General features: G+C 62.5%; 15 protein-coding genes and 1 pseudogene. 8 read left to right on the top strand and 8 right to left on the bottom strand.

All coding sequences use genetic code 11. The features are described from left to right. Window positions 1–166 precede the first annotated feature (166 nt). A complete protein-coding gene (gene mltF, locus LOY45_RS05190) occupies window positions 167–1,627 on the top strand; it encodes a membrane-bound lytic murein transglycosylase MltF (RefSeq protein WP_115088491.1) in 1,461 nt (486 codons plus the stop codon). Window positions 1,628–1,719: 92 nt separating this feature from the next. Here mltF and LOY45_RS05185 read toward each other — a convergent pair whose 3' ends face one another. The 8 genes from LOY45_RS05185 to LOY45_RS05150 form a co-directional block, all read right to left on the bottom strand. After that, the gene (locus LOY45_RS05185) at window positions 1,720–2,649 is read right to left on the bottom strand and encodes an IS110 family RNA-guided transposase (protein WP_258578010.1); all 930 of its coding nucleotides are present in this window, start codon (window positions 2,647–2,649) and stop codon (window positions 1,720–1,722) included. A 229-nt stretch (window positions 2,650–2,878) separates the two neighbouring features. Next, entirely contained in the window at window positions 2,879–3,361 is a 483-nt protein-coding gene (tadA, locus tag LOY45_RS05180; RefSeq protein WP_115088523.1) for a tRNA adenosine(34) deaminase TadA, read from the bottom strand. Next, window positions 3,361–4,737: a multicopper oxidase family protein gene (locus LOY45_RS05175; RefSeq protein WP_258578826.1), complete on the bottom strand. Its 1,377-nt coding sequence runs from the start codon at window positions 4,735–4,737 to the stop codon at window positions 3,361–3,363. The genes tadA and LOY45_RS05175 overlap by 1 nt, the downstream gene beginning before the upstream one ends. A 131-nt stretch (window positions 4,738–4,868) precedes the next feature. Beyond that, a complete protein-coding gene (locus tag LOY45_RS05170; protein ID WP_258578825.1) occupies window positions 4,869–7,457 on the bottom strand; it encodes a membrane-targeted effector domain-containing toxin in 2,589 nt (862 codons plus the stop codon). A 131-nt stretch (window positions 7,458–7,588) separates the two neighbouring features. Beyond that, window positions 7,589–9,166 (bottom strand): glutamine-hydrolyzing GMP synthase, encoded by a 1,578-nt coding sequence (guaA, locus tag LOY45_RS05165; RefSeq protein WP_115088526.1) that lies wholly within the window; start codon window positions 9,164–9,166, stop codon window positions 7,589–7,591. Window positions 9,167–9,245: 79 nt separating this feature from the next. Continuing rightward, a complete protein-coding gene (guaB, locus tag LOY45_RS05160) occupies window positions 9,246–10,715 on the bottom strand; it encodes an IMP dehydrogenase (RefSeq protein ID WP_115088527.1) in 1,470 nt (489 codons plus the stop codon). Window positions 10,716–10,800: 85 nt separating this feature from the next. Further along, window positions 10,801–11,358 (bottom strand): sugar ABC transporter ATPase, encoded by a 558-nt coding sequence (locus LOY45_RS05155; RefSeq protein ID WP_115088528.1) that lies wholly within the window; start codon window positions 11,356–11,358, stop codon window positions 10,801–10,803. Between the two features lie 18 nt (window positions 11,359–11,376). Further along, window positions 11,377–12,159, bottom strand: coding sequence for a sulfite exporter TauE/SafE family protein (locus LOY45_RS05150; RefSeq protein ID WP_258578824.1), 783 nt, complete (start codon window positions 12,157–12,159; stop codon window positions 11,377–11,379). Between the two features lie 102 nt (window positions 12,160–12,261). Between LOY45_RS05150 and LOY45_RS05145 the strand changes: the two are divergent. From LOY45_RS05145 to LOY45_RS05115, 7 genes and pseudogenes are all read left to right on the top strand, one after another. Continuing rightward, window positions 12,262–13,134, top strand: a pseudogene (locus LOY45_RS05145) (LysR family transcriptional regulator); the annotation flags it as partial. 134 nt (window positions 13,135–13,268) lie between these two features. After that, window positions 13,269–14,648, top strand: a complete 1,380-nt coding sequence (xseA, locus tag LOY45_RS05140) for an exodeoxyribonuclease VII large subunit (protein WP_115088530.1) — start codon at window positions 13,269–13,271, stop codon at window positions 14,646–14,648. A gap of 3 nt (window positions 14,649–14,651) precedes the next feature. After that, entirely contained in the window at window positions 14,652–15,476 is an 825-nt protein-coding gene (locus LOY45_RS05135) for a peptidoglycan DD-metalloendopeptidase family protein (RefSeq protein WP_115088531.1), read from the top strand. Between the two features lie 311 nt (window positions 15,477–15,787). Then, window positions 15,788–17,461, top strand: a complete 1,674-nt coding sequence (gene leuA / locus LOY45_RS05130) for a 2-isopropylmalate synthase (protein WP_115088532.1) — start codon at window positions 15,788–15,790, stop codon at window positions 17,459–17,461. 158 nt (window positions 17,462–17,619) lie between these two features. Beyond that, complete coding sequence (locus LOY45_RS05125; protein WP_115088533.1) at window positions 17,620–18,759, top strand: merozoite surface protein 3b; 1,140 nt, start codon at window positions 17,620–17,622, stop codon at window positions 18,757–18,759. Beyond that, window positions 18,759–20,198, top strand: coding sequence for a DUF6384 family protein (locus LOY45_RS05120; RefSeq protein WP_115088534.1), 1,440 nt, complete (start codon window positions 18,759–18,761; stop codon window positions 20,196–20,198). The genes LOY45_RS05125 and LOY45_RS05120 overlap by 1 nt, the downstream gene beginning before the upstream one ends. A gap of 4 nt (window positions 20,199–20,202) precedes the next feature. After that, window positions 20,203–21,555, top strand: a complete 1,353-nt coding sequence (locus LOY45_RS05115) for a coiled-coil domain-containing protein (protein ID WP_115088535.1) — start codon at window positions 20,203–20,205, stop codon at window positions 21,553–21,555. Window positions 21,556–21,561 lie beyond the last annotated feature (6 nt).

Here is a 21,561-nt window from a genome sequence, read left to right as displayed (position 1 = left end):
ACGCCATTGCGACACCTCCGCATGTCGGCCCGGCAAAGCGGACTCGGGGGTCAAAAAAAACCACCCATTTCGACCTGCATTTCGCCCTAAACGCAAAGATCGCTAGCAGACAAGCAAACCGTTGTCGAGATATGGCGCAACCGGTCCTTTGCGTATACTGCAACCTATGTTCGCCCAAACCGCTTTGCGCCAGCGGTGCGCCAGATGGCTCATCGCAACCGGACTCTTCCTGATGCTCGGTGCCTGTGTTGAAAAACCCAGCACCCTCGAGCGCGTCAAGGAGGACGGCGTGCTGCGCGTGATTACCCGCAACAGCCCGGCCACCTACTTCCAGGACCGCAACGGCGAAACCGGCTTCGAGTACGAGCTGGTCAAGCGTTTCGCCGACGATCTGGGCGTGGAGCTGAAGATCGAGACCGCCGACAACCTCGACGACCTGTTCAACCAGCTCGGCCAGCCTTCCGGCCCGGTGCTGGCGGCAGCGGGCCTGGTCAGCAGCGAACAGCGCAAATCGCAGGTGCGTTTTTCCCACCCGTACCTGGAAGTCACCCCGCAGATCATCTACCGCAACGGCCGCCCACGGCCCACTGACGCCAAGGACCTGGTCGGCAAGAAGATCATGGTGCTCAAGGGCAGCACCCACGCCGAGCAGATGGCCGAGCTGAAAAAGCAGTATCCGGCGCTCGAATACGAAGAATCTGACGCCGTTGAAGTGGTCGACCTGCTGCGCATGGTCGATGAAGGGCAGGTCGACCTGACTCTGGTCGACTCCAACGAGCTGGCGATGAACCAGGTCTACTTCCCCAAGGTACGGGTGGCCTTCGACCTCGGTGACGCCCGCGACCAGCGCTGGGCCGTGGCCGCCGGCGAAGACAACAGCCTGCTCAACGAAATCAACGAGTTTCTCGACAAGGTGCAGAAGAATGGCACCTTGCAGCGTCTGAAAGATCGCTACTACGGGCACGTCGATGTACTGGGTTACGTAGGCGCCTATACCTTTGCCCAGCACCTGCAGCAGCGCCTGCCACGCTACGAGAAAGCCTTCCAGGCCTCGGCCAAGAAGGAACAGGTCGACTGGCGCCTGCTGGCTGCGATCGGCTACCAGGAGTCCATGTGGCAGGCCGAGGTCACTTCCAAGACCGGCGTACGCGGCCTGATGATGCTGACCCAGCGCACCGCCCAGGCCATGGGCGTGTCCAACCGGCTGGACCCGGTGCAAAGCATCCGCGGCGGCGCCAAGTACTTCATGTACGTCAAATCCGAGCTGGATGACAGTATCGAGGAGCCGGACCGCACCTGGTTCGCCCTGGCCGCCTACAACGTCGGCAGCGGCCACCTGGACGATGCGCGCAAGCTGGCCAAGCGCGAGGGCCTGAACCCGAACAAGTGGCTGGACGTGAAGAAGATGCTGCCGCGCCTGTCGCAGAAGCAGTGGTACAGCAAGACCCGCTACGGTTATGCCCGCGGCGGCGAGCCGGTGCACTTCGTCGCCAACATCCGCCGCTACTACGACATTCTCACCTGGGTAACCCAGCCGCAGCTTGAAGGCAGCCAGGTGGCCGATAGCAACCTGCATGTGCCGGGCGTGAACAAGACTAAGCCGAGCGAGCAGACCCCGCCGTTGTGAGACTGGGGGCCGCTGCGCGCCCCATCGCCGGCAAGGCCGGCTCCCACAATGGATTTGTGCATAGGCCGGACCTGTGGGAGCAACTGTCTTGATCAGGCTGTTTGCACTCGCCAAGGGGTATTGTCCCGCAGCATTGCATTCAGCCTGACGATCAGCACCCGCATGCAAGCTACGAGTGCCACCTTGGCGCACTTGCCACGTGCCCGAAGTGCTTCGTAGCGTGCTTTAAATTCTGTGTTGTGACGGATGATGATCCAGCTCGACATGTACAGCACTCGCCTTACATGGGCCCGACCACCCCATATCTGGCGGTGCCCTCGATGGCTACCACTATCGTTGTTGTAAGGCGCTACGCCCACCAGCGCGGCGATCTGACGGCGGTCCAACTGCCCCAGTTCAGGCAGTGAGGCGAGCAGATTTGCGGCGGTTACCCGACCGATTCCGCTCACCGCCAACAACTGACTCGCCCTGGTATCGTCCAGTTGCACCATCGCCTGGTCAATTTCTTCGTCGAGGCGTTTGATCAGCACTTTCAGGTGTTCTATGTGCTCATCAAAGTGGGCCATCGCCATTGCCGAGCGGCATTGCAGGCGACGCCGTTTGTAGTCATCACGGCTCTGCACAAATTGGGCGCGCTGCTTCACCAACTCGCGCAGCTCTTCGCGTTCCGGGCTGATCGGTTGGCTTTGAGGAACGCTGAGGTGTGCAGCGAAGTCCGCAAGGACTTCGGCGTCGATCTTGTCGGTTTTGGCTTTTTTACCCATGGCATCGGCGAATTTCCGGGCACGGGCTGGGTTGATGCAGATGGTTTCCAGTCCTGCTGAGGCCAGGGCGATCAACACATCTTTCTCGTAGCCGCCTGTCGCTTCGATCAGCACTCGACTGATCTTGAAGTCCTTCAGACGCTCAAGCAACGCCTCGAAGCCTGCGGAGTTGTTGGCCACTTCGAAGCGGATTTTCTGAGGTTTGATGCAGATTTCCAAAGTGGCTTTGGCAGTGTCGATTCCAACAGAAGACAACATGGCTGAACCCTCTTACACTCAGTTGTGAGAGCGCTCTGGCTTGGCCCACGCTTGTGATTCGAGAGGCGCTCAATCAACTGTTCGGGCTCGGGCCAGAGTGGAGAGGTGAATGGCAGCTTTGCTCCCACACGTGCTTTAAGCACTACCGGCGTACAGCTTGCCATTCACCGCTCTCACTTCTGATTCTATTCCTACCTCAAGACACAAGCCGGCGTTGCCGGCGATGGGCTCAGGCCTTCGCCCGCCGCGCCTTGAAGAACTCGGACAGAATCGTTCCGCACTCCTCTGCCAGCACGCCCCCCTCGAATAGCACCCGGTGATTCAGAAAGCCCTGGCTAAAGAACTGCCCCTGGCTCTGCACCACGCCCGCCTTGGGCTCCAGCGCGCCGTACACCACCCGGTTGATCCGCGAATGAACGATCAGCCCGGCGCACATGCTGCACGGCTCCAGCGTCACGTACAGGGTACTGCCCGGCAGCCGGTAGTTGCTCGCTGCCTGGGCGGCGGCACGGATGGCGACCATCTCGGCATGGGCGCTGGGATCGCTGCCGCTGATCGGACAGTTGAAGCCACGGCCAATCACCTGGCCATGCTGGACCAGCACCGCGCCGACAGGCACTTCGCCCATGGCCGCGCCTTGCGCCGCCAGCTCAAGCGCCAGGCGCATGAATTCCTGATCGCGGCTGCGATCGATGATTTGCGGTTGGCGCATCACGCCACCTCGATCGCGGCCATCAGGCCGGTTTCCATATGGTCGATCACGTGGCAGTGGAACATCCAGGTCCCCGGGTTATCGGCCACCAGCGCCACCCGCGCGCGCTCGTTCTTGCCCAGCAGGTAGGTGTCGGTGAAATAGGGCTCGACCTTGCGCTTGTTCGAGCCGATCACCTTGACACTCATGCCGTGCAGGTGAATCGGGTGCTGATACTGGGTCATGTTCTTCAGCTCGAAGATGTAGCTCTTGCCCTTTTGCAGCGTGGCGATCGGCCGGTCGGCGCAGGTCTTGTCGGTGATGTCCCAGGCCTTGCCGTTGATCTGCCAGAGGCTCGGTGGCTTGCCGTTGTCGGTGTTGACCGAGACCGAACCGACCCACTCGAAATTGAAGTTGAGCTTCTCGGCGTTGGCCAGGTCCGGTTCGGCAATCGGGTTGGCCGGCAGCGCCGGTGGCCAGTCGCCCGGAGCTTCGCTGCTGGCCACCGAACGCAGGGTGCCCAGGCGCACCGGGCCATCGCGCAGCGACAACTCTTCACCGGCCGGCGGCATCTTGATCGCCAGGCAGATACGCATGCCCGGGCCCAACCAGTAGTCCTTGCCCAGCGGGCGCGGAGTGATGGGATTGCCGTCCAGCGCATAAACCCGGGCCTCGAAGTTGCCTTTGAGGTTGATACGGTAGGTCAGGGTGTTGTCGAGGTTGAGCAGGCGCACCCGCACGATCTGCCCGGCAGGCATGTCGACCACGGCGTTGGCCTGGCCATTGATGGTGATCAGCCGGCCAGCGGTGCCACCTCGGGCAGCCTCGCGCGGGATGCTGAAGGGCAGGTAAGTGCCCTGCTCGTCCACATGCCAGTTCTTCAGGCTCAGGGTGCGCTCGTGCTTGAAGCCGGTGGGTTCACGTTCCTCGACGATCAGCGGACCGACCAGGCCGCGGCCGAGCTCTTCGGAACTGTTGACGTGCGGGTGGTACCAGTAGCTGCCGGCATCCGGCACGCGGAACTTGTAGTCGAAGTACTCCCCCGGCAACACCGGCAGTTGCGAGACATAGGGTACGCCGTCCATCTCCAGCGGCAGACGGATGCCATGCCAGTGAATGGTGGTGGCCACCGGCAGGTGGTTGATGAAGCGTACCCGCAGCCATTCGCCCTGGCGCACCCGCAGCTCGGTGCCCGGCGCCGACGGGCCGAAGGCCCAGGCCTCGGTCTTGAATCCGGAGACCAGCTCGACATCCAGCGGCGCGGCGATCAGCTCGTAGTCATGCCCGGCGTTCGGATCGGTACGCCCCAGCCAGTACCGGGACGCGCCACCGGCGCCCAGGCCAATCGCCACCAGGCCGGTCAGGCCACCGAGTATTTGTCGCCGGGTAAAGGACATGCAGCAGGTACCTCGTAATGCCAGGAACAACATGCCGGTACCGGGCTGAAAAGCGCCAAGGGACCGGCGATGAAGGGCGAATACGATACACCTGCAATTGAGAAAGATTAAGTGAAGAGTTGCCGCAGGGCCTAGCTTCCAGGCCTTATCACGCCTGGCGGGGCAGTAATGGCGTCACGAAACGCAACAGGCTGATCCTGCGTCTGCAGTGCCAGGCGCAAGTCCCCCTGTACGATACCGTCGGGGTTGCCCATGCTCGGTAAATAGTATTCACCTGCATCCAGGGTGATACCGGTCGCCTGTCCCGGCCCGGCATCGACCAGACGCAAGCCCGGCACCCCTTGCAGCTCCGCCAGACCCGGCACGCGCTTGTAAAAATTGCTGTGGGTGTTGCCGACCAAGGCCACCCATTTGCCTGCGCCAGTCTCGGCTTGCCCGGCGGAAACAATCCCGCTGGCATAGTAGTTCATGACCTTCTGCCGTAACGGATTGCCCGGGTGCTCGACCTCAAGGCCCTCCAGTTGATAGCTCGCGACACAATCCACAGCCTGTACCCTGATATCGTTGGCCCGGGCTTTTCTAACCAGTTCCAGGAAGCTGTACCGCCCGGTGGTATCGGTGCGCTGCCCGACATCCAGCCGCTCCAGATAGCGCCGCAATTGCGCACTCATGCGCCCGCTGCGATGGAACAGGTCCAGGTCCGCCTGGTGCAGATCCGTCATCAGGTGCTCGAGATAAAGCGTGCGTACGCCTTTGGCATACATCGGCGTGAGGTTTTCCAGCAGCCAACGCTTGCTGGCGATCGAGTCGTGCGATTCGCCAATGACCACGCCGGCGTGCTCGTCGAACAATTCGATGAATGCCCGCTGCGGGCTGATCGAGGCCGCTGGCGGGTGAATCCTGAACCTGGGCAGGGTTATCCGGGTGAAGAAAGTCTCGGCATCGGTGCGCAATTGCTGCCGAATCTGCTCCAGGCTATCGCGCACTTCCATCAGCGGCGACTCCGGGTCGTAGTAATCACCGCCGATCGCCCGCCGATTACTCGCACTGACCAGTTCCAGCACCGCAGGCCGGGCCGGTTCGGGGACTTCATAGCGCCCTGGTACAGCCTCGAAGGGCGAATAATCCACCATTGCGGCCGCCGGCTCGGGCGTCAGCCCTCCCAGGCACTGGCCGCCCCCGCGCAAACAGGCGGACTCGAGCACGATCCACTGCCCCTGCTCGTCCAGGCGCACGGGTATTACGCCATTGAAGGCAAACGGATTGTCTTCAGGAACAATCAACCAGGTACGCAAGGCCTGGTCATAGCGAACCCGGTAGGGTACGCCCTCGAGCTCGATGTACTGGGCACCATCAGCCAAAGTACTGACACCTTGCACAAGGCCGCTGGTAGCTGCTGGTTCATCGATGATCTCATTGCCTTCAAGCTGACCCAGCTCTTGCGCCGCACCACGCCCCAGCGGCAACAGAAACGGCAGGTTGAGCAGCAGGTCGACCCCGGCAAGGATGGCCCCGAGCAAGCCCGCCCGACGTTCTTCGGGGTTGTCGCCATCGACCGCCTGCTCGACGTTCAATGCAAGGCTCGCAGTACCTACAGCCACCGCCAGCAGTGCCAACGGCCAGCCGGCAGGCGCCACGGCACCGAGCAGGCGCGAGGCCACGCCCAGGTAGCCCACCCACAACTGCGCACGCAGCTCGGCATTGGTGCGCAAGGCGGCATCGGTTTCAGCCTCCATGTGCCGCTTGGCGTTGTCGCGCATCCAGGTGAAAACCTCCCCTGTGATCGGCACACGCTGAACCTGGCTGGCAAAGGCCTGGAGACTACCCTTCGCCCAACTGTCGAATTGATCGCGCTGCCTCTGCTGCGGATCACCGGAGAAATACACCAACAGCTGCTCGCTGCTGGCAGGCGCCTGCAGCCAGCCGAACAACCACCCGGCCACCTCTTGCTGGCGGCTGAACCCCTGAAAGGACGGCGTCGCACCGGGCAAATAGAGCACATGCTGACCGCCCGCCCCCTGCAACCAGATCACATCAGTTGACAGCTGCCCGGCCAGGCTCAGTGTCGCGATATGAATCCCGGCGGCGGGCGGCTTCGCCTGGTCAAAATGCCGTAATTGCGGCATGACACTGCTGTCGAAACCGACGGCATCGAACACCAGTTGCAACTGCTGTTCGTTCAGTTGCCCGCTCAAGCCCGCCTGCAGGGCTTCGGACAGGTAGTTGAGCTTGCTCAGTGTGCGAACGTCAGCGCCGTGATCGCTCCAGAATGCCGTCCTGCGTCGCAGGAAAGCCGCGCCGAAGTCCAGTTGCCACAGGGCATTGAGCACCTTCTGTGGATCCAGGCGTACTTCGTTGGTTTCATCGAACCGTCGTGCTCCGGGCCCCTCGGTGTAGAAACCGCCGTACAGGAGCAGTAGATCGGCGTTGTCCTGATCACTGACGCGAAAGCGGCGCATCACCAGCTCAGTCAGGGTCATGGATTGAACGGGCGTGCCGTAATGCTCCCAACCTGTAAAGGTTCTGCTGCTACTGGCCGCTCCAGAGAAACGGTGCCAGTAGATGCGATCCGGATCTGCGATCAGGTTACCCTCGGTGCGCAGCAAGCTTTTTGCAGCCTCACGAGCCTCGTTGTGCAGATCGGGAAAGGCTTGCACAACCCGCAGGGCAATGGCTGACAGGTCGTTGTGCAATAACACGGACAACGGTGTTTCATTCATGACGCTAGCCTCCGGTACAAGGGAGACCCACTGTGCGAGACAGCGTTGAACCGCGGCATTAGATAGTTATCGCGACAAAAAAAGCGCCATGCCCCGAGGGGACATGGCGCTTTCTCAAGCAACCGGCGGGATCATTCCCACTCGATGGTCGCTGGCGGCTTGCTCGACACGTCGTAGGTGACGCGGGAGATGCCTTCGATCTCGTTGATGATCCGGCCGCTGACGGTTTCCAGCAGCTCGTAAGGCAGGTGTGCCCAACGCGCGGTCATGAAGTCGATGGTCTCTACCGCACGCAGGGCCACGACCCAGGCGTAACGACGGCCGTCACCAACCACGCCCACCGATTTCACCGGCTGGAACACCACGAAGGCCTGGCTGACCTTGTGGTACCAGTCGGCCTTGCGCAGTTCTTCGATGAAGATGTGGTCGGCGCGACGCAGCAGGTCGGCGTATTCCTTCTTCACTTCACCCAAGATGCGCACACCCAGGCCCGGGCCCGGGAACGGGTGACGGTAGACCATGTCGTACGGCAGGCCCAGCTCCAGGCCAAGACGACGAACCTCATCCTTGAACAGCTCACGCAGCGGCTCGACCAGCTTGAGGTTCATCTCTTCCGGCAGGCCACCAACGTTGTGGTGCGACTTGATCACGTGGGCCTTGCCGCTCTTGGCGCCAGCCGACTCGATCACGTCCGGGTAGATGGTGCCCTGGGCCAGGTACTTGATGTTGTGCAGCTTGGTGGACTCGGCATCGAATACGTCGATGAAGGTGCGACCGATGATCTTGCGCTTCTTCTCAGGGTCAGCTTCGCCGGCCAGGTTGCTCAGGAACTGCTCTTCGGCATTGGCGCGGATTACCTTGACGCCCATGTTCTCGGCGAACATGGCCATCACTTGCTCGCCTTCGTGCAGGCGCAGCAGGCCGTTGTCGACGAACACGCAGGTCAGCTGGTCGCCGATGGCCTTGTGCAGCAGCGCAGCTACTACCGAGGAGTCAACGCCGCCGGACAGGCCGAGCAGGACGTTGTCGCTGCCAACCTGGGCGCGAATCTGGGCGATGGCGTCTTCAGCGATGTGCGACGGGGTCCACAGCGCTTCGCAGCCGCAGATGTCGAGGATGAAGCGCGAGAGGATGCGACCGCCCTGCTTGGTGTGGGTCACTTCCGGGTGGAACTGCACGCCGTAGTAGCCGCGGGTGTCGTCGGCCATGCCGGCGATCGGGCAGCTCGGGGTGCTGGCCAGGATATGGAATTCTTCCGGGATGCGGGTGACCTTGTCACCGTGGCTCATCCACACGTCCAGGCCGAGGACGCCGTCGGCATCGACGTGGTCTTCGATGCCGTCGAGCAGGCGGCTCTTGCCGACTACGTCGACGCGGGCGTAACCGAACTCACGCAGCTCGGAGCCTTCAACCTTGCCGCCCAGCTGTTCGGCCATGGTCTGCATGCCGTAGCAGATACCGAATACCGGTACGCCCAGGTCCCAGACGGCCTGTGGCGCGCGCGGGCTGTCGGCTTCGTGCACGGACTCGGGACCGCCGGCGAGGATGATGCCGCGCGGGGCGAATTCGCGAATCGCTTCATCGTCCATGTCGAACGGGTGCAGTTCGCAATACACGCCGATTTCGCGCACACGGCGGGCGATCAGCTGGGTGTACTGGGAACCGAAGTCGAGGATCAGGATGCGGTGAGCGTGAATGTCGAGGGCCATGACTCAATCTCGTCAGTGGAAATCGGAAACGACGCGGGGCTGTCGATAACAGCCCCGCTAGCAAGTGTTGCCTGAAGCATCAACCTACGCGGTAGTTTGGCGCTTCTTTGGTGATTTGAACGTCATGCACGTGGGACTCGGCCATGCCGGCACCGGTGATGCGCACGAATTCAGGCTTGGTGCGCATCTCTTCGATGTTGGCGCTGCCGGTGTAACCCATCGAGGAACGCAGGCCGCCCATCAGCTGGTGGATGATCGCGGTCAGGGTGCCCTTGTACGGCACGCGGCCTTCGATACCTTCCGGTACCAGCTTCTCGGCACCGGCCGAGGAGTCCTGGAAGTAACGGTCCGAAGAACCCTGGGCCTGGGACATGGCGCCCAGCGAGCCCATGCCGCGGTAAGCCTTGTAGGAACGACCCTGGAACAGCTCGATCTCGCCCGGGGCCTCTTCGGTACCGGCGAACATCGAACCCATCATCACCGCAGAAGCACCAGCAACGATGGCCTTGGACAGGTCACCGGAGAAGCGGATGCCGCCGTCGGCGATCAGCGGGATGCCCGTGCCTTCGAGGGCGGCGGCGACGTTGGCGATGGCGCTGATCTGCGGCACACCGACACCGGCGACGATACGGGTGGTGCAGATCGAGCCTGGGCCGATACCGACCTTGACCGCGTCAGCACCGGCTTCGGCCAGGGCCTTGGCGGCAGCGCCGGTGGCGATGTTGCCGCCGATGACCTGAACCTGCGGGAAGTGCTCTTTGACCCAGCGAACGCGATCGATCACGCCCTTGGAGTGACCGTGAGCAGTGTCGACCACCACCACGTCAACGCCCGCGGCAACCAGCGCCGCAACGCGGTCACCGGTGTCTTTGCCGGTACCGACCGCAGCACCGACACGCAGGCGACCCTGGTCGTCCTTGCTGGCCAGCGGGTAGGCCTTGGCTTTTTCGATGTCGTTGACGGTCATCATGCCCTTGAGGGCGAATTTTTCGTCGACGATCAGCACGCGCTCGATGCGGTGCTTGTGCAGCAGCTCGCGGGCTTCGTTCTTGTCGGCGCCTTCGCTGACAGTGACCAGACGCTCTTTGGGCGTCATCACTTCACGTACGGTGGCATCCAGACGGTTTTCGAAGCGCACATCGCGGGAGGTGACGATACCGACCAGGTCGCCATCGTGGAGCACCGGTACACCGGAGATGTTGTGCAGGCGGGTCAGCTCGAACAGGTCACGTACCGTGGCGTCAGCCTCGATGGTGATCGGGTCCTTGACCACGCCAGCCTCGAACTTCTTGACCTTGCGCACTTCGGCAGCTTGCTGCTCGATGGTCATGTTCTTGTGGATGATGCCGATGCCGCCTTCCTGGGCCATGGCAATGGCCAGACGGGCTTCGGTCACGGTATCCATGGCGGCGGAAACCAACGGAATGTTCAGCTCGATGCCACGGGTCAAACGGGTCTTGAGACTGACTTCATTGGGTAGCACCTCTGAATAACCAGGCACTAGGAGAATGTCGTCGAAGGTCAGGGCTTCTTGGCTGATACGCAGCATCGCGGGGGCTCCCGGGCGGGAAAAATGGAAGCGCGCCATTATACTCATCCCGTGCCCTTCGCTCAATGCCAAGATGGGCCTTCGGTCAGTTACCTTCGCGGGTTACCTGCACGACGGCCACCGGTTGGTCCAGCCAATCGGCGAAGTTATCCAGAAAAGCCTGCGTGAACCCCGCCGCACTCCAGTTATTGAAGATGAAGCCGAGGTTGGAAAACGCGCAGGGCTGGAGGAACAGAAAACCGTTGATGTCATCTTCATGGCCGCACAACGGGCAAACGAAGTTTTCTGTGCGCCCGGGCATCCAGTCCTCCAGGCTTTCGAATAGCGCCACGCCGACTTCCTTGCGGCATTCAGCGCAGCCGGCTTCTTCAAGAAAGCCCTCGGTCGGGGTATAGATACAGCGCTTGGTAATGACCTCAAGGCCATTGACCGGCAGGTCGTACGGCAGCAGTTCCGGCCGTTCGACCACCTTGCGCGCGCCTTCGGCGATGGCATAGGCCATGCGGTTGCCGGTGCTGCCACAGGTGCTCAGTTGCTCCTCGATGACCTTCTCGCGCACCAGCCAGCGCAGGATTGCCCGGGCACGGGGCTCATGCACGGGGACGGTGGAAATCTTCGGGACAATAATGCTCTGGGTCGTCATGACAGCGGCCAAACAGGTTCAAAGGTGCCAGTTTACCTCACTCAGGTAGCGGCCGATCAGGGCGATGCCGCTGGCCAGCACCAACCAGGTGACCAGGCGTACGAAGGTGTCGCGTGACATGTTCAGGGTCAGGCGCCGGCCCAGGTACAGCCCGACGGCCATCATCGGCAACAAGCACAGCGCCAGCAGCAACAGCGGCAGGTCGGCATACACGCCGGCGATCAGGAACAGGCTCAGGCGCACCACGGTGCTGCAGCTGATCAACGCGCTCTGGGTGGCCCGCGCCTGCTCCTTGGAGGGCAGGCGGGCATTGAGGTAGAGGGCATATAGAAAGCCGCCGCTGCCGAACAAGGCACCGAACAGGCCGCCCACCGTTCCCATCGGCACCGACCAGGCGGCCGACAGCTGCGCCGGCTTGACCTTCACCGCCAGGCTGTACAGGGCATAAGCGCTGATAAACAACCCCATCAACAACAGCAACAGGTCGGACTTGAGGTTGAGCAAAAACACCACGCCCAGGGTACAACCCAGCGCCATGCACGGCAGCAGGCGCATCAGCTCCGGGCGCGCCACCGCTTTGCGCGCCGGCAGCCAGTTGCCGAAGGCGGCGACAAAATCCAGCAACACCAGCAAGGGGATGATCCGCGACAGCGGCATGAAGTTGATCAGCACGGGACCGGCCACCAGTGCGGTGCCGAAGCCGGCGATGCCGAAGACGATATAGGCGGCGCCGATGCCCAGCAGGATCGGCAGCCAGTCGAGGGCGGTAAAAGGTAATTGGGCAAGCAGGGTCGAGAACATGGCGGTCTTCACCAGTGGATGTAGGGAAACTTTAGTCAGCAGCAAGCCATGCCGACTAATATGCAATTACCTTATTAGCCATCTTGAAACGGCATAGCATCGATGATTTCCACCCGTCAGTTGCGTTACTTCGTCGAAATTGCCGAAAGCGGCAGCTTCAGTGCGGCCGCCGAACGCCTGTTCATCGCCCAGTCGGCCCTGAGCCGGCAGGTCAAGGAGCTGGAGTCACACCTCGACACCCTGCTGTTCGAGCGCACTGCACGCCAGCCGCGACTTACCGCAGCGGGCCAGGCATTTTTGCCGCGAGCGCGGACCTTGCTGGTGGACCTGGAAAAAGCCGAACGCCTGGCCCGTGAGGTTGGCCAGGGCGTGCGTGGCAGCCTGCGCCTCAGTCATTCCAGCACGGTGCCGCTGACCGGCCAGTTGCTGGCGCGCCTCAGCGGCTATCTGAATGACAACCCGGGCGTATCCATGGAAATCGCCCAGCAGTCGTCCGAGGCGCAGCTTGAAGAACTGGCCGCGGGTCGCCTGGAGCTCGGCCTGCTGCGCTTGCCGGTGCTGCGTCAGCATGAAGGGCTTTGTGTCCGGCCATTGTTCGAAGAACCCCTGTTGCTGGCGGTCGCCGAGGGTCATCCATTGGCTGAAGAAAGCAGCGTTTGCCTGGCGCAGCTGCGTGACGAGCCTTTTATCTCCATCCCCCATCGCCAGCGTGGCGGCCTGAGCTACCTGTCTGCCGAATTGTGCATGGGTGCAGGGTTCTTTCCGCAATCGGCGCGCGTGGTGTCGCGCAAGACCACTCAGTTGCAGTTGATCCAGGCAGGTTTTGGGGTGGCGTTGTTGCCGCAATGCATGGAGGAGATTGCCCCGGCTTCGCTGCGCTTCATTGCCCTGGCCGATGAGGGTTGCCGCAGTACGGTGGCGCTGGCCTATCGGCGCGATGCCGGGGCTTTGGTTGAGCAGTTCATCCTGCATATGGGGGCTGCTGCGCAGCCCATCGCCGGCAACAATGGGCCGGAATACACAGCTCCTGTGGGAGCTGGCCTTGCCAGCGATGAAGACACCGCCGAGCCACTGCCACCCCGGCTCCACAATCCTTTATGATGCAGCCCATGATCAAAGACCCCTTCGAAAGACTCGGCCTGGACCGCGAAGTCCTGACCGTCAGCCAACTCAACGGCCGCGCCCGGGTGCTGCTGGAAGACGTGTTCCGCAATGTCTGGGTCGAAGGCGAGATCTCCAACCTCGCCCGCCCGGCCTCCGGTCATGTCTACTTCACCCTCAAGGACAGCGGCGCCCAGGTGCGCTGCGCGCTGTTCCGCCAGAACGCCGCGCGGGTCCGCCAGGCCCTGCGCGATGGCCTGGCGGTCAAGGTGCGCGGCAAGGTCTCGCTGTTCGAGGGCCGTGGCGACTATCAATTGATCCTCGACACCGTCGAGCCGGCCGGCGACGGTGCCCTGCGCCTGGCCTTCGAAGCGCTGAAGGAAAAGCTCGGCGCAGAAGGCCTGTTCAGTACTGAAGCCAAGCTCGCCCTGCCCGCTCACCCGCAGCGCATCGGCATCGTCAGCTCGCCCACCGGCGCGGTGATTCGCGACATCATCAGCGTGTTCCGCCGCCGAGCACCGCAGGTCGAGCTGACCCTGATCCCCACCGCCGTACAAGGCCGCGAAGCCATCAAGCAGATCGTCCGCGCCCTGCAACTGGCCGACAGCCGCGGCTTCGACGCGCTGATCCTGGCCCGGGGCGGCGGCTCGCTGGAAGACCTCTGGTGCTTCAACGAAGAAGCCGTGGCCCGCGCCATCGCCGCCTGCAAGACGCCGATCGTCAGCGCCGTCGGCCATGAAACCGATGTCTCGATCAGTGACTTCGTCGCTGACGTGCGCGCCCCGACGCCGTCTGCCGCCGCCGAGCTGCTGGCCCCGGACAGCAGCGACCTGCAACGGCGTATCGACAGCCTCAAGCGCCGCCTGTTGCTGCGCATTCAAAGCCGCCTGATGCACGACCGCCTGCGCCTGGACAGCCTGACCCGGCGCCTGCGCCACCCGGGCGAACGCCTGCGCCAACAGGCCCAGCGCCTGGACGATCTGGACATGCGCCTGCGCCGCGCCTTCGAGCAGCGTCTGAACCAGCGCCGCGAACGCCTCGCGCGCCTGGACACGCGCTTGGCCGCGCAACACCCCGGACGCACCCTGGCCCTGCTCAAGCAACGCCTGGACAGCCTCGCCGAACGCCTGCCGCGGGCCATGCGCGACACGCTCAAGGACCGCCGCCAGCGCCTGCAAGCCCAGGTCCAGACCCTGCACGTGGTCAGCCCCCTGGCGACCCTGGGCCGTGGCTACAGCATCCTCCTCGACGAGCGAGGCCAAGCCATCCGCAATGCCGCCCAGACCCACAACGGCCAACGCCTGACTGCCCGCCTGGGCGAAGGCGAACTGCAGGTACGGGTCGAAGACAATCACCTGACTCCGGTCACGCTTTCTTTACTGGATTGAATCATGCCCCGTCTGTTTGCCCCGCTGTTGCTGCTGTGCCTGATGTTCGCCAGCAGTGCCCAGGCCAGCTACATCACCCGCCAACTGAACAAGCCGGTACCCGGCGGTGTGGCGGTCATCGACCTTGGCCCGGCCGCCGCGGCACCGAGCGCGCGCTTTGATGGCAAGCCGGTGCTGGTGGTCAAGGAGCAGGACCGCTGGCTGGCCATCGTCGGCCTGCCGCTGACGCAAAAGCCCGGTACCGCACAGCTCACCGAGGGCACGCGCACCCTGAACTTTACCGTCGGCAGCAAAAAGTACCCGGAGCAGCGCATCACCCTGAAGAACAAGCGCCAGGTCAACCCCGACCCGGCCGACCTCAAGCGCATCGATGCCGAGCTTGCCGAGCAGATCAAGGCCTACCGCAGCTTCAGTCCCAACCTGCCGAGCAACCTGATCCTCGACAAGCCGGTCAGCGGCCCGCTGTCGAGCAAGTTCGGCGTGCGCCGTTTCTTCAATGGCGAAGAACGCAATCCGCACGCAGGCCTGGATTTTGCGGTACCCGCCGGCACGCCAATCAAGACCCCGGCCAACGGCAAGGTCATCCTTGTCGGCAACTACTTCTTCAATGGCAACACGGTGTTCGTCGACCATGGCCAGGGCTTTATCAGCATGTTCTGCCACATGTCGAAGATCGACGTAAAACCCGGCCAGCAGCTTAGCCGCGGCGCCGTGGTTGGCCGGGTAGGTTCTACCGGCCGTGCCACAGGCCCGCACATGCACTGGAACGTCAGCCTCAATGATGCGCGGGTCGATCCGGCCATTTTCATCGGTGCCTTCCAGCCCTGAGGGCTGAGTTGCGCTATTAAAAAAGACCGCGCAACTGGCGCGGTCTTTTCATTCATGAAGCGCCATAAAATCTCGACAATTCTCGTTTTTTAAGCATTTATCTCAATTTTTTCGCAAGGCTTGCCATCTTTAACCCCACTGGTTAGGGTTGAAGCCATGAAAACCTTTCAGACCCTCATCCTGCTTCGTCAACATCGCAGCCTCTGCCTGGTCAGTGCACGACTACCAAGCTGAATCGCGTCGCCTCGCCTTTTCATCTCGTTTTCGTTCGGCGGGCCCCTTTCAAGGCCGCACATTCAAGGATTGCTTTCATGACCATGCTCAAAGACCCTTCGAAAAAATACAGCGCCTTCGCGACCGTCAACTTGCCTGACCGCACCTGGCCTTCGAAGACCATCACCGAAGCGCCGATCTGGTGCAGTTCGGACCTGCGCGATGGCAACCAGTCGTTGATCGAGCCAATGGATGCGGCGAAGAAGCTGCGCTTCTGGAAGACCCTGGTCAGCGTTGGCGTGAAAGAAATCGAAGCCTCGTTCCCGTCCGCTTCGCAAACCGACTTCGACTTCGTGCGTACCCTGATCGAAGACGGCCATATTCCGGACGACACCACCATCCAGGTGCTGACCCAGGCCCGTGAAGATTTGATCGCTCGTACGTTCGAATCCCTGCGCGGCGCGAAAAAGGCCATCGTCCACCTGTACAACGCCACCAGCCCGTCGTTCCGCCGCATTGTCTTCAACCAGGACAAGCAAGGCGTGAAAGACATCGCGGTGAACGCGGCGAAATTGTTCGTCAAATACGCCGCCCAGCAGCCGCAAACCCAGTGGACCTTCCAATACTCGCCAGAGACCTTCAGCGCCACCGAACTGGAATTCGCCAAGGAAGTCTGCGATGCGGTGATCGAGGTGTGGAACCCTAGCCCTGAGCACAAGATCATCCTCAACCTGCCGGCTACCGTCGAAGTCTCGACGCCGAACATCTACGCCGACCAGATCGAGTGGTTCGGCCGTAACGTCAACCGCCGCGACAGCGTGATCATCAGCCTGCACACCCACAACGACCGCGGCACTGGCGTAGCCGCTACTGAACTGGGCCTGATGGCCGGCGCCGACCGTGTCGAAGGCTGCCTGTTCGGCAACGGCGAGCGTACCGGCAACGTCGACCTGGTGACCCTGGCGTTGAACCTTTACACCCAGGGCATCGACCCTGAGCTGGATTTCTCCGACATCGACGGCGTGCGCAAGGTGGTCGAGGAGTGCAACCAGATTCCGGTGCACCCGCGTCATCCGTACGTTGGCGACCTGGTTCACACCGCGTTCTCCGGCTCGCACCAGGACGCCATCCGCAAAGGCTTCACCCAGCAGAAGGATGACGCCAAGTGGGAAGTGCCGTACCTGCCGATCGACCCGGCCGACATCGGCCGCAGCTACGAGGCGGTGATCCGCGTCAACAGCCAGTCGGGCAAGGGTGGCATCACCTACCTGCTCGAACAGGAATACGGCATCAGCCTGCCACGGCGCATGCAGATCGAGTTCAGCCAGGTGGTACAGGGTGAAACCGACCGCCTGGGCCTGGAGATGACTGCCCAGCAGATCCACTCGCTGTTGCACCGCGAGTACCTGCAGGCCAACTCGCCGTACGCGATGGTCAGCCATCGCCTGCAGGAAGAGAACGGCCACAGTGCGGTGGAAGTGGAAGTCGCCGGTGAAGGCGAGACCACCCTGCATTGGCGCGGCAAGGGCAACGGTGCCCTCGAGGCCCTGGTGGCCGGCTTGCCGATCGCCGTGGAAATCATGGACTACAACGAGCACGCCATCGGCGCGGGTACCAACGCCAAGGCTGCGGCCTACATCGAACTGCGTGTCGCCGGTGGTCGTCCGGTGCATGGCGTGGGTATCGATGAGAACTTCACCACTGCCAGCTTCAAGGCATTGTTCAGCGCCCTGAACCGTTCGTTGAGCCAGCAGGCTGCCAAGGCGGCCTGAGCCATACGCTGAGCTGCAACCGAGTGCCCGCCTCCATCCGGAGGCGGGCACTTTCGTTTGCGCCCGAGAAAAATCGTCGGTCAGCTTGACGGCAACCCCCGGTATACTCCCTTCCTCGCTTTACCCTGCGCTGCGCGCACATCATGAAAGGACACTCGATGAGCAACTACCTCGAGCGGGCACTGAGCGGCCTGCGCACCATCGGCATCAACCTCCTGCGCCCTGTCCAGGACGCCCCCGTGCTGATGCTGCTCGACCGCGTGGCGCAGTACGACAGCAGCAAGGTCACCTCGATCGCCGCGGTCCTGCAGCAATCCACCGCTTTCAACAGCATGGTCCGCGAGCAGATCGAGGGCATGGACATCTCCACCCGCTTCATGGACATCACCCAGAGCTTCACCTCGATCCGCGAAGACGCCGCGGCCATGGCCGGCTGGATGGACGACGGGCGCCTGGACAGCATGGAAAAACTCAAGCTGGCCTGGATGAACGTGCGCCGTGGCTCGATCCCCAGCCGCTTCAACGACATTCGCGACAACTACCTGCAGGTGTGCAAGTCGGCCAACGACCAGATCAGTCGCGAGACGGTGATCCTTGAGTCCTACATGGACTTTCGCATGGCCATGAAGGCTGCAGAGGTCGAAGCCCAGCAGGTGCTGGCCATTGCCGGCCAGGCCCTGGAACAGCGCACGGCCGAACTGAATGAGGCAAACCAGCAAGTCGCCGCTGCAGAATCGGCCGAGCCGGCCGAACGTGCCGCGCTGGAACTGCGCCGCGACGAAGCCGTGCGTGCCCTGCAGGACGAAGACAAGCGCTACCAGATCGTCAAGGACATCGCCGATGACCTCAAGGTCGGCTACAACACTGCCGAGATGGTCTTCGCCCGCATCAACCAGGTACACGTGATCAAGGAGCGCCAGTACCAGCGCATGGTCTCGTTCTTCTCGACCAACGAAGTGGTGCTTACCGGCCTTGCCGTGTCATTCACCGCCAACAGCGGCCTGGCCGAGGCGACCCATACCCTCAATGCCACCACCGATGGCATCAGCAAGGGCCTCGAAGCTCTCGGCAGTACCGGCAACCAGCAGCTCGAAGCTGCGGTCAAGGCCAGCTACGGCTCGACCATCAAGGTCGATTCGGTACGCGCGCTGGCCGACGCCACGCTGTCGTTCCAGACCGACATGAACAGCCTCACCGAAACCTACCGGGCCGAGTCGAGCAACGCTTCGCGCGACATCGCTGCCGCGGTCGAGGATGCCAAGCGTAAATTCGCCGCGCTGCTCAGCAAGGCGGCCTGATGACCAGCATCCCACTCTCCGAACAGCTCGGAGCGATGGCGTTCGTCGACGAATTGCGCCACCAGCAGATGCAGCTCCAGGAACACCTGAACCTGCCCAAGCGCCGCGCCGAAGTCGCGGCGCGTATTCGTGACTACTACCAGAGCCACAACATCGCCTTCGACGAGGCGCTGATCGACCAGGGCGTGCGCGAGTTCTTCGCCCGCCGGCTGATGTTCGAAGCCCCGCCGCTGAGCTGGCGGGAAAAGCTGCTGAGCAAGGCATCGATGGCGCGCGGCCAGCTCTACAAGCTGTTCCTGGCAATCATTGCCGCGGCGCTGATCACCCAGTGCACACGCATTGCCCACGACAGCGGCATTACGGTCGAGATCGAAAACAGTGCCCGTGACCTGCGCTGGCATGATGAAGACGTGCGCACCGAGATCCAGCTCAATCACAAGCAGCTCGAGCAGTGGCAGCAAAAGGCTTTGGCCCAGCCCGATGTCGCCGTCAGCCGCATTCTCGATCAGGTCCGGCAAACATTGCCGCCGCTGGATCAGACCTTTGCCAGCGATGTGCCGCAGTTCGTGCGCAAGACCAACCGCGACAGCGTCAAGACCCTGGTCACGCAGCGTGAGGCGCAGATCAAACTGGCCCGCCAGGCCATCTCCTCGGCCCGCTCTGGCTTCGCCACGGTAGAGGGTATCTACCAGCAGCGCGATAAACTGGCCAGGCTCCTGGCGATGCCGGCCTATACCGAAGGCCTCAAGCCGTTCCCCAATCTCAAGGAACTTGCCAGTTCGGCTGACCAGCAACTGCTGCAAGTCAAGGATACTGACACGCTCAAAGCGGCCGGCTTCCAGGTCGGCAAACTGGATTATGAGATCGATCGAGTCTCCTATTGGCTCGAACAGATCACCCTGCGCGATCAGTTGCAGCAGCGCCTGCAGGCGATGCCGCTGGCCGCCGGTGACCGAGCGCAACTACAAGCGCTGCTCGCCCAAGCCAACAACAGCCTGCACAACGAGGACGTCAGCCAGACCGGCGATCAGCTCAAACACCTCAAGCGGATGCTCGACTTCGCCGCCGTGCCGCTGACCCTGCAGATCGTCGACCGCACCGGGATCAAGTCCGGGGTCGAGCGTTGCTACGACCCCGCCGGCTGCAACCGCGGCGAGGACACCGACAAGGGCAAGAGCTGGTTCCTGGTGGTCGAGGCCACTGACGCCGGCGGCATCAGCGCTGAAGTACCGGTCACCAGCTCCGAAACCGGCAAACAACGCTGGAGCCGCCTGTTCGCCGTGCGCGTCAGCCAGGCCGAATACCTCAAGGTCAAAGTGGACAAGCTCGATGATGGCCATATCGATGACCGCATGATGGGCAGCAAGGCTGCCAACTCGCTGACCCTGCGCTTCAACCAGCGCACCACGGGCAACCCTGACATGATCATGGACTGGTGAACACATGACCCCTTCTACCCTCACCGGCACCGTGGCGCAGAACGCCCGCAGCAGCGAGGCCTTGCTGCGCAGCGCCGAGCAACTGCTGTCGGCCCTGAGCGATCAGGAAGCGCGCCTGGAACAGGACATCCTCACCCGGCTGAGTAACATCGCCACGCTAAAGCTCGAACATCGACCGGCCCTGGACCAGGACACCCTGCTGCAACTGCAGGCACGCCAGGATGCCGAAGCGCAACTGCGCGCCGAACTTGCCCGGGTCGAAACCGATATTGCCGTGTCGCTGGCCGACCAGCACGCCGTGCGCAGTCGCATTGAGAGCATCGACCGCCAGGTCAAGGATCAACTGGTGCTTGAGCCTGACTGGTGCGAGCTGGGCGAGCAGTTGCGGGCCGCGCAAGAGGCCAACGGCGAAGCGCTTACCGGCTATCAGGAGATCCGCCAGGAGTGCGTAGACAAGCTGCCTTCGTACAGCGCCAACCCGATCTACTACCACTTGCTCAAGCGCGATTACGGCACTGACCAGTACCGCTACAACTTCCTGCACCGCTGGCTCGACAACAAGCTGGCCAAGCGCGTCAACTTTGTCGGTAACCGCAACAACGAGCTGATGCTGCGGGCCATGCAGACCCGCAACGAAGAGCTGCAAGGCGAACGCCTGAGCCTGATTGCCGGGCTGCAGGATGCTATCGACCAGCGTCTGGCCCAGGCGCGTACAGCAGCAGGGATGGACCCGCTGACCCGCGAAGACGTCACCCTGAACAAGCACATCGTCGCCGCCAAGGCCCGGGCCAACGAGCAACACCAGCAATTGGCCAATTTTGCCGGTAAACAGGACCCGCATTACCTGCGGATCCGTCAGAACATCACCGAACGCCTGCAGGCACAGACCATCGAACAACTGCTGGTCGAAGTACAAAAGACCCCGGACAACAACGACGACAAGATCGCCGCCCAGCTCAAGGAGCTGTACCCGCGCCTGCGTGACGTACAGGACCGCCTGCCCGAGCTGCGCGACCAGCATGACCGTGCCCTGCGCGACTATGAGCGGGCCAAGGAGCTGGAGCGGGCGCTGCGCACCGACTATTACCGTGACAGCGACTACAACTACTACACCACCTTGAGCATCGAGCGCCTGCTGGCCGACTACATGACCCGCGACCTCAGCCTGCACGCGCTGGAAACCGTGCTGCAAAGTGGCCGACGCCTGGTGCCGCGCAGTTCTTCGTCCAGCAGCTCTTCGTCGTTCAGCTGGTCGAGCTCCGGTTCCAGTAGTTCAAGCTCAAGTTCGAGTTCCAGCGATTTCTCCACCTCCAGCAGCAGCGGTGGTGGCAGCTTCAGCACTTCGGACAGTTTCTGAGCAGGC

It is taken from the genome of Pseudomonas wadenswilerensis, from assembly GCF_024749185.1.
Taxonomy (GTDB): Bacteria; Pseudomonadota; Gammaproteobacteria; order Pseudomonadales; family Pseudomonadaceae; genus Aquipseudomonas; species Aquipseudomonas wadenswilerensis.
The sequence above is the reverse complement of the archived record's forward strand: the minus strand, read 5'-3'. Positions and strand labels throughout refer to the sequence as shown.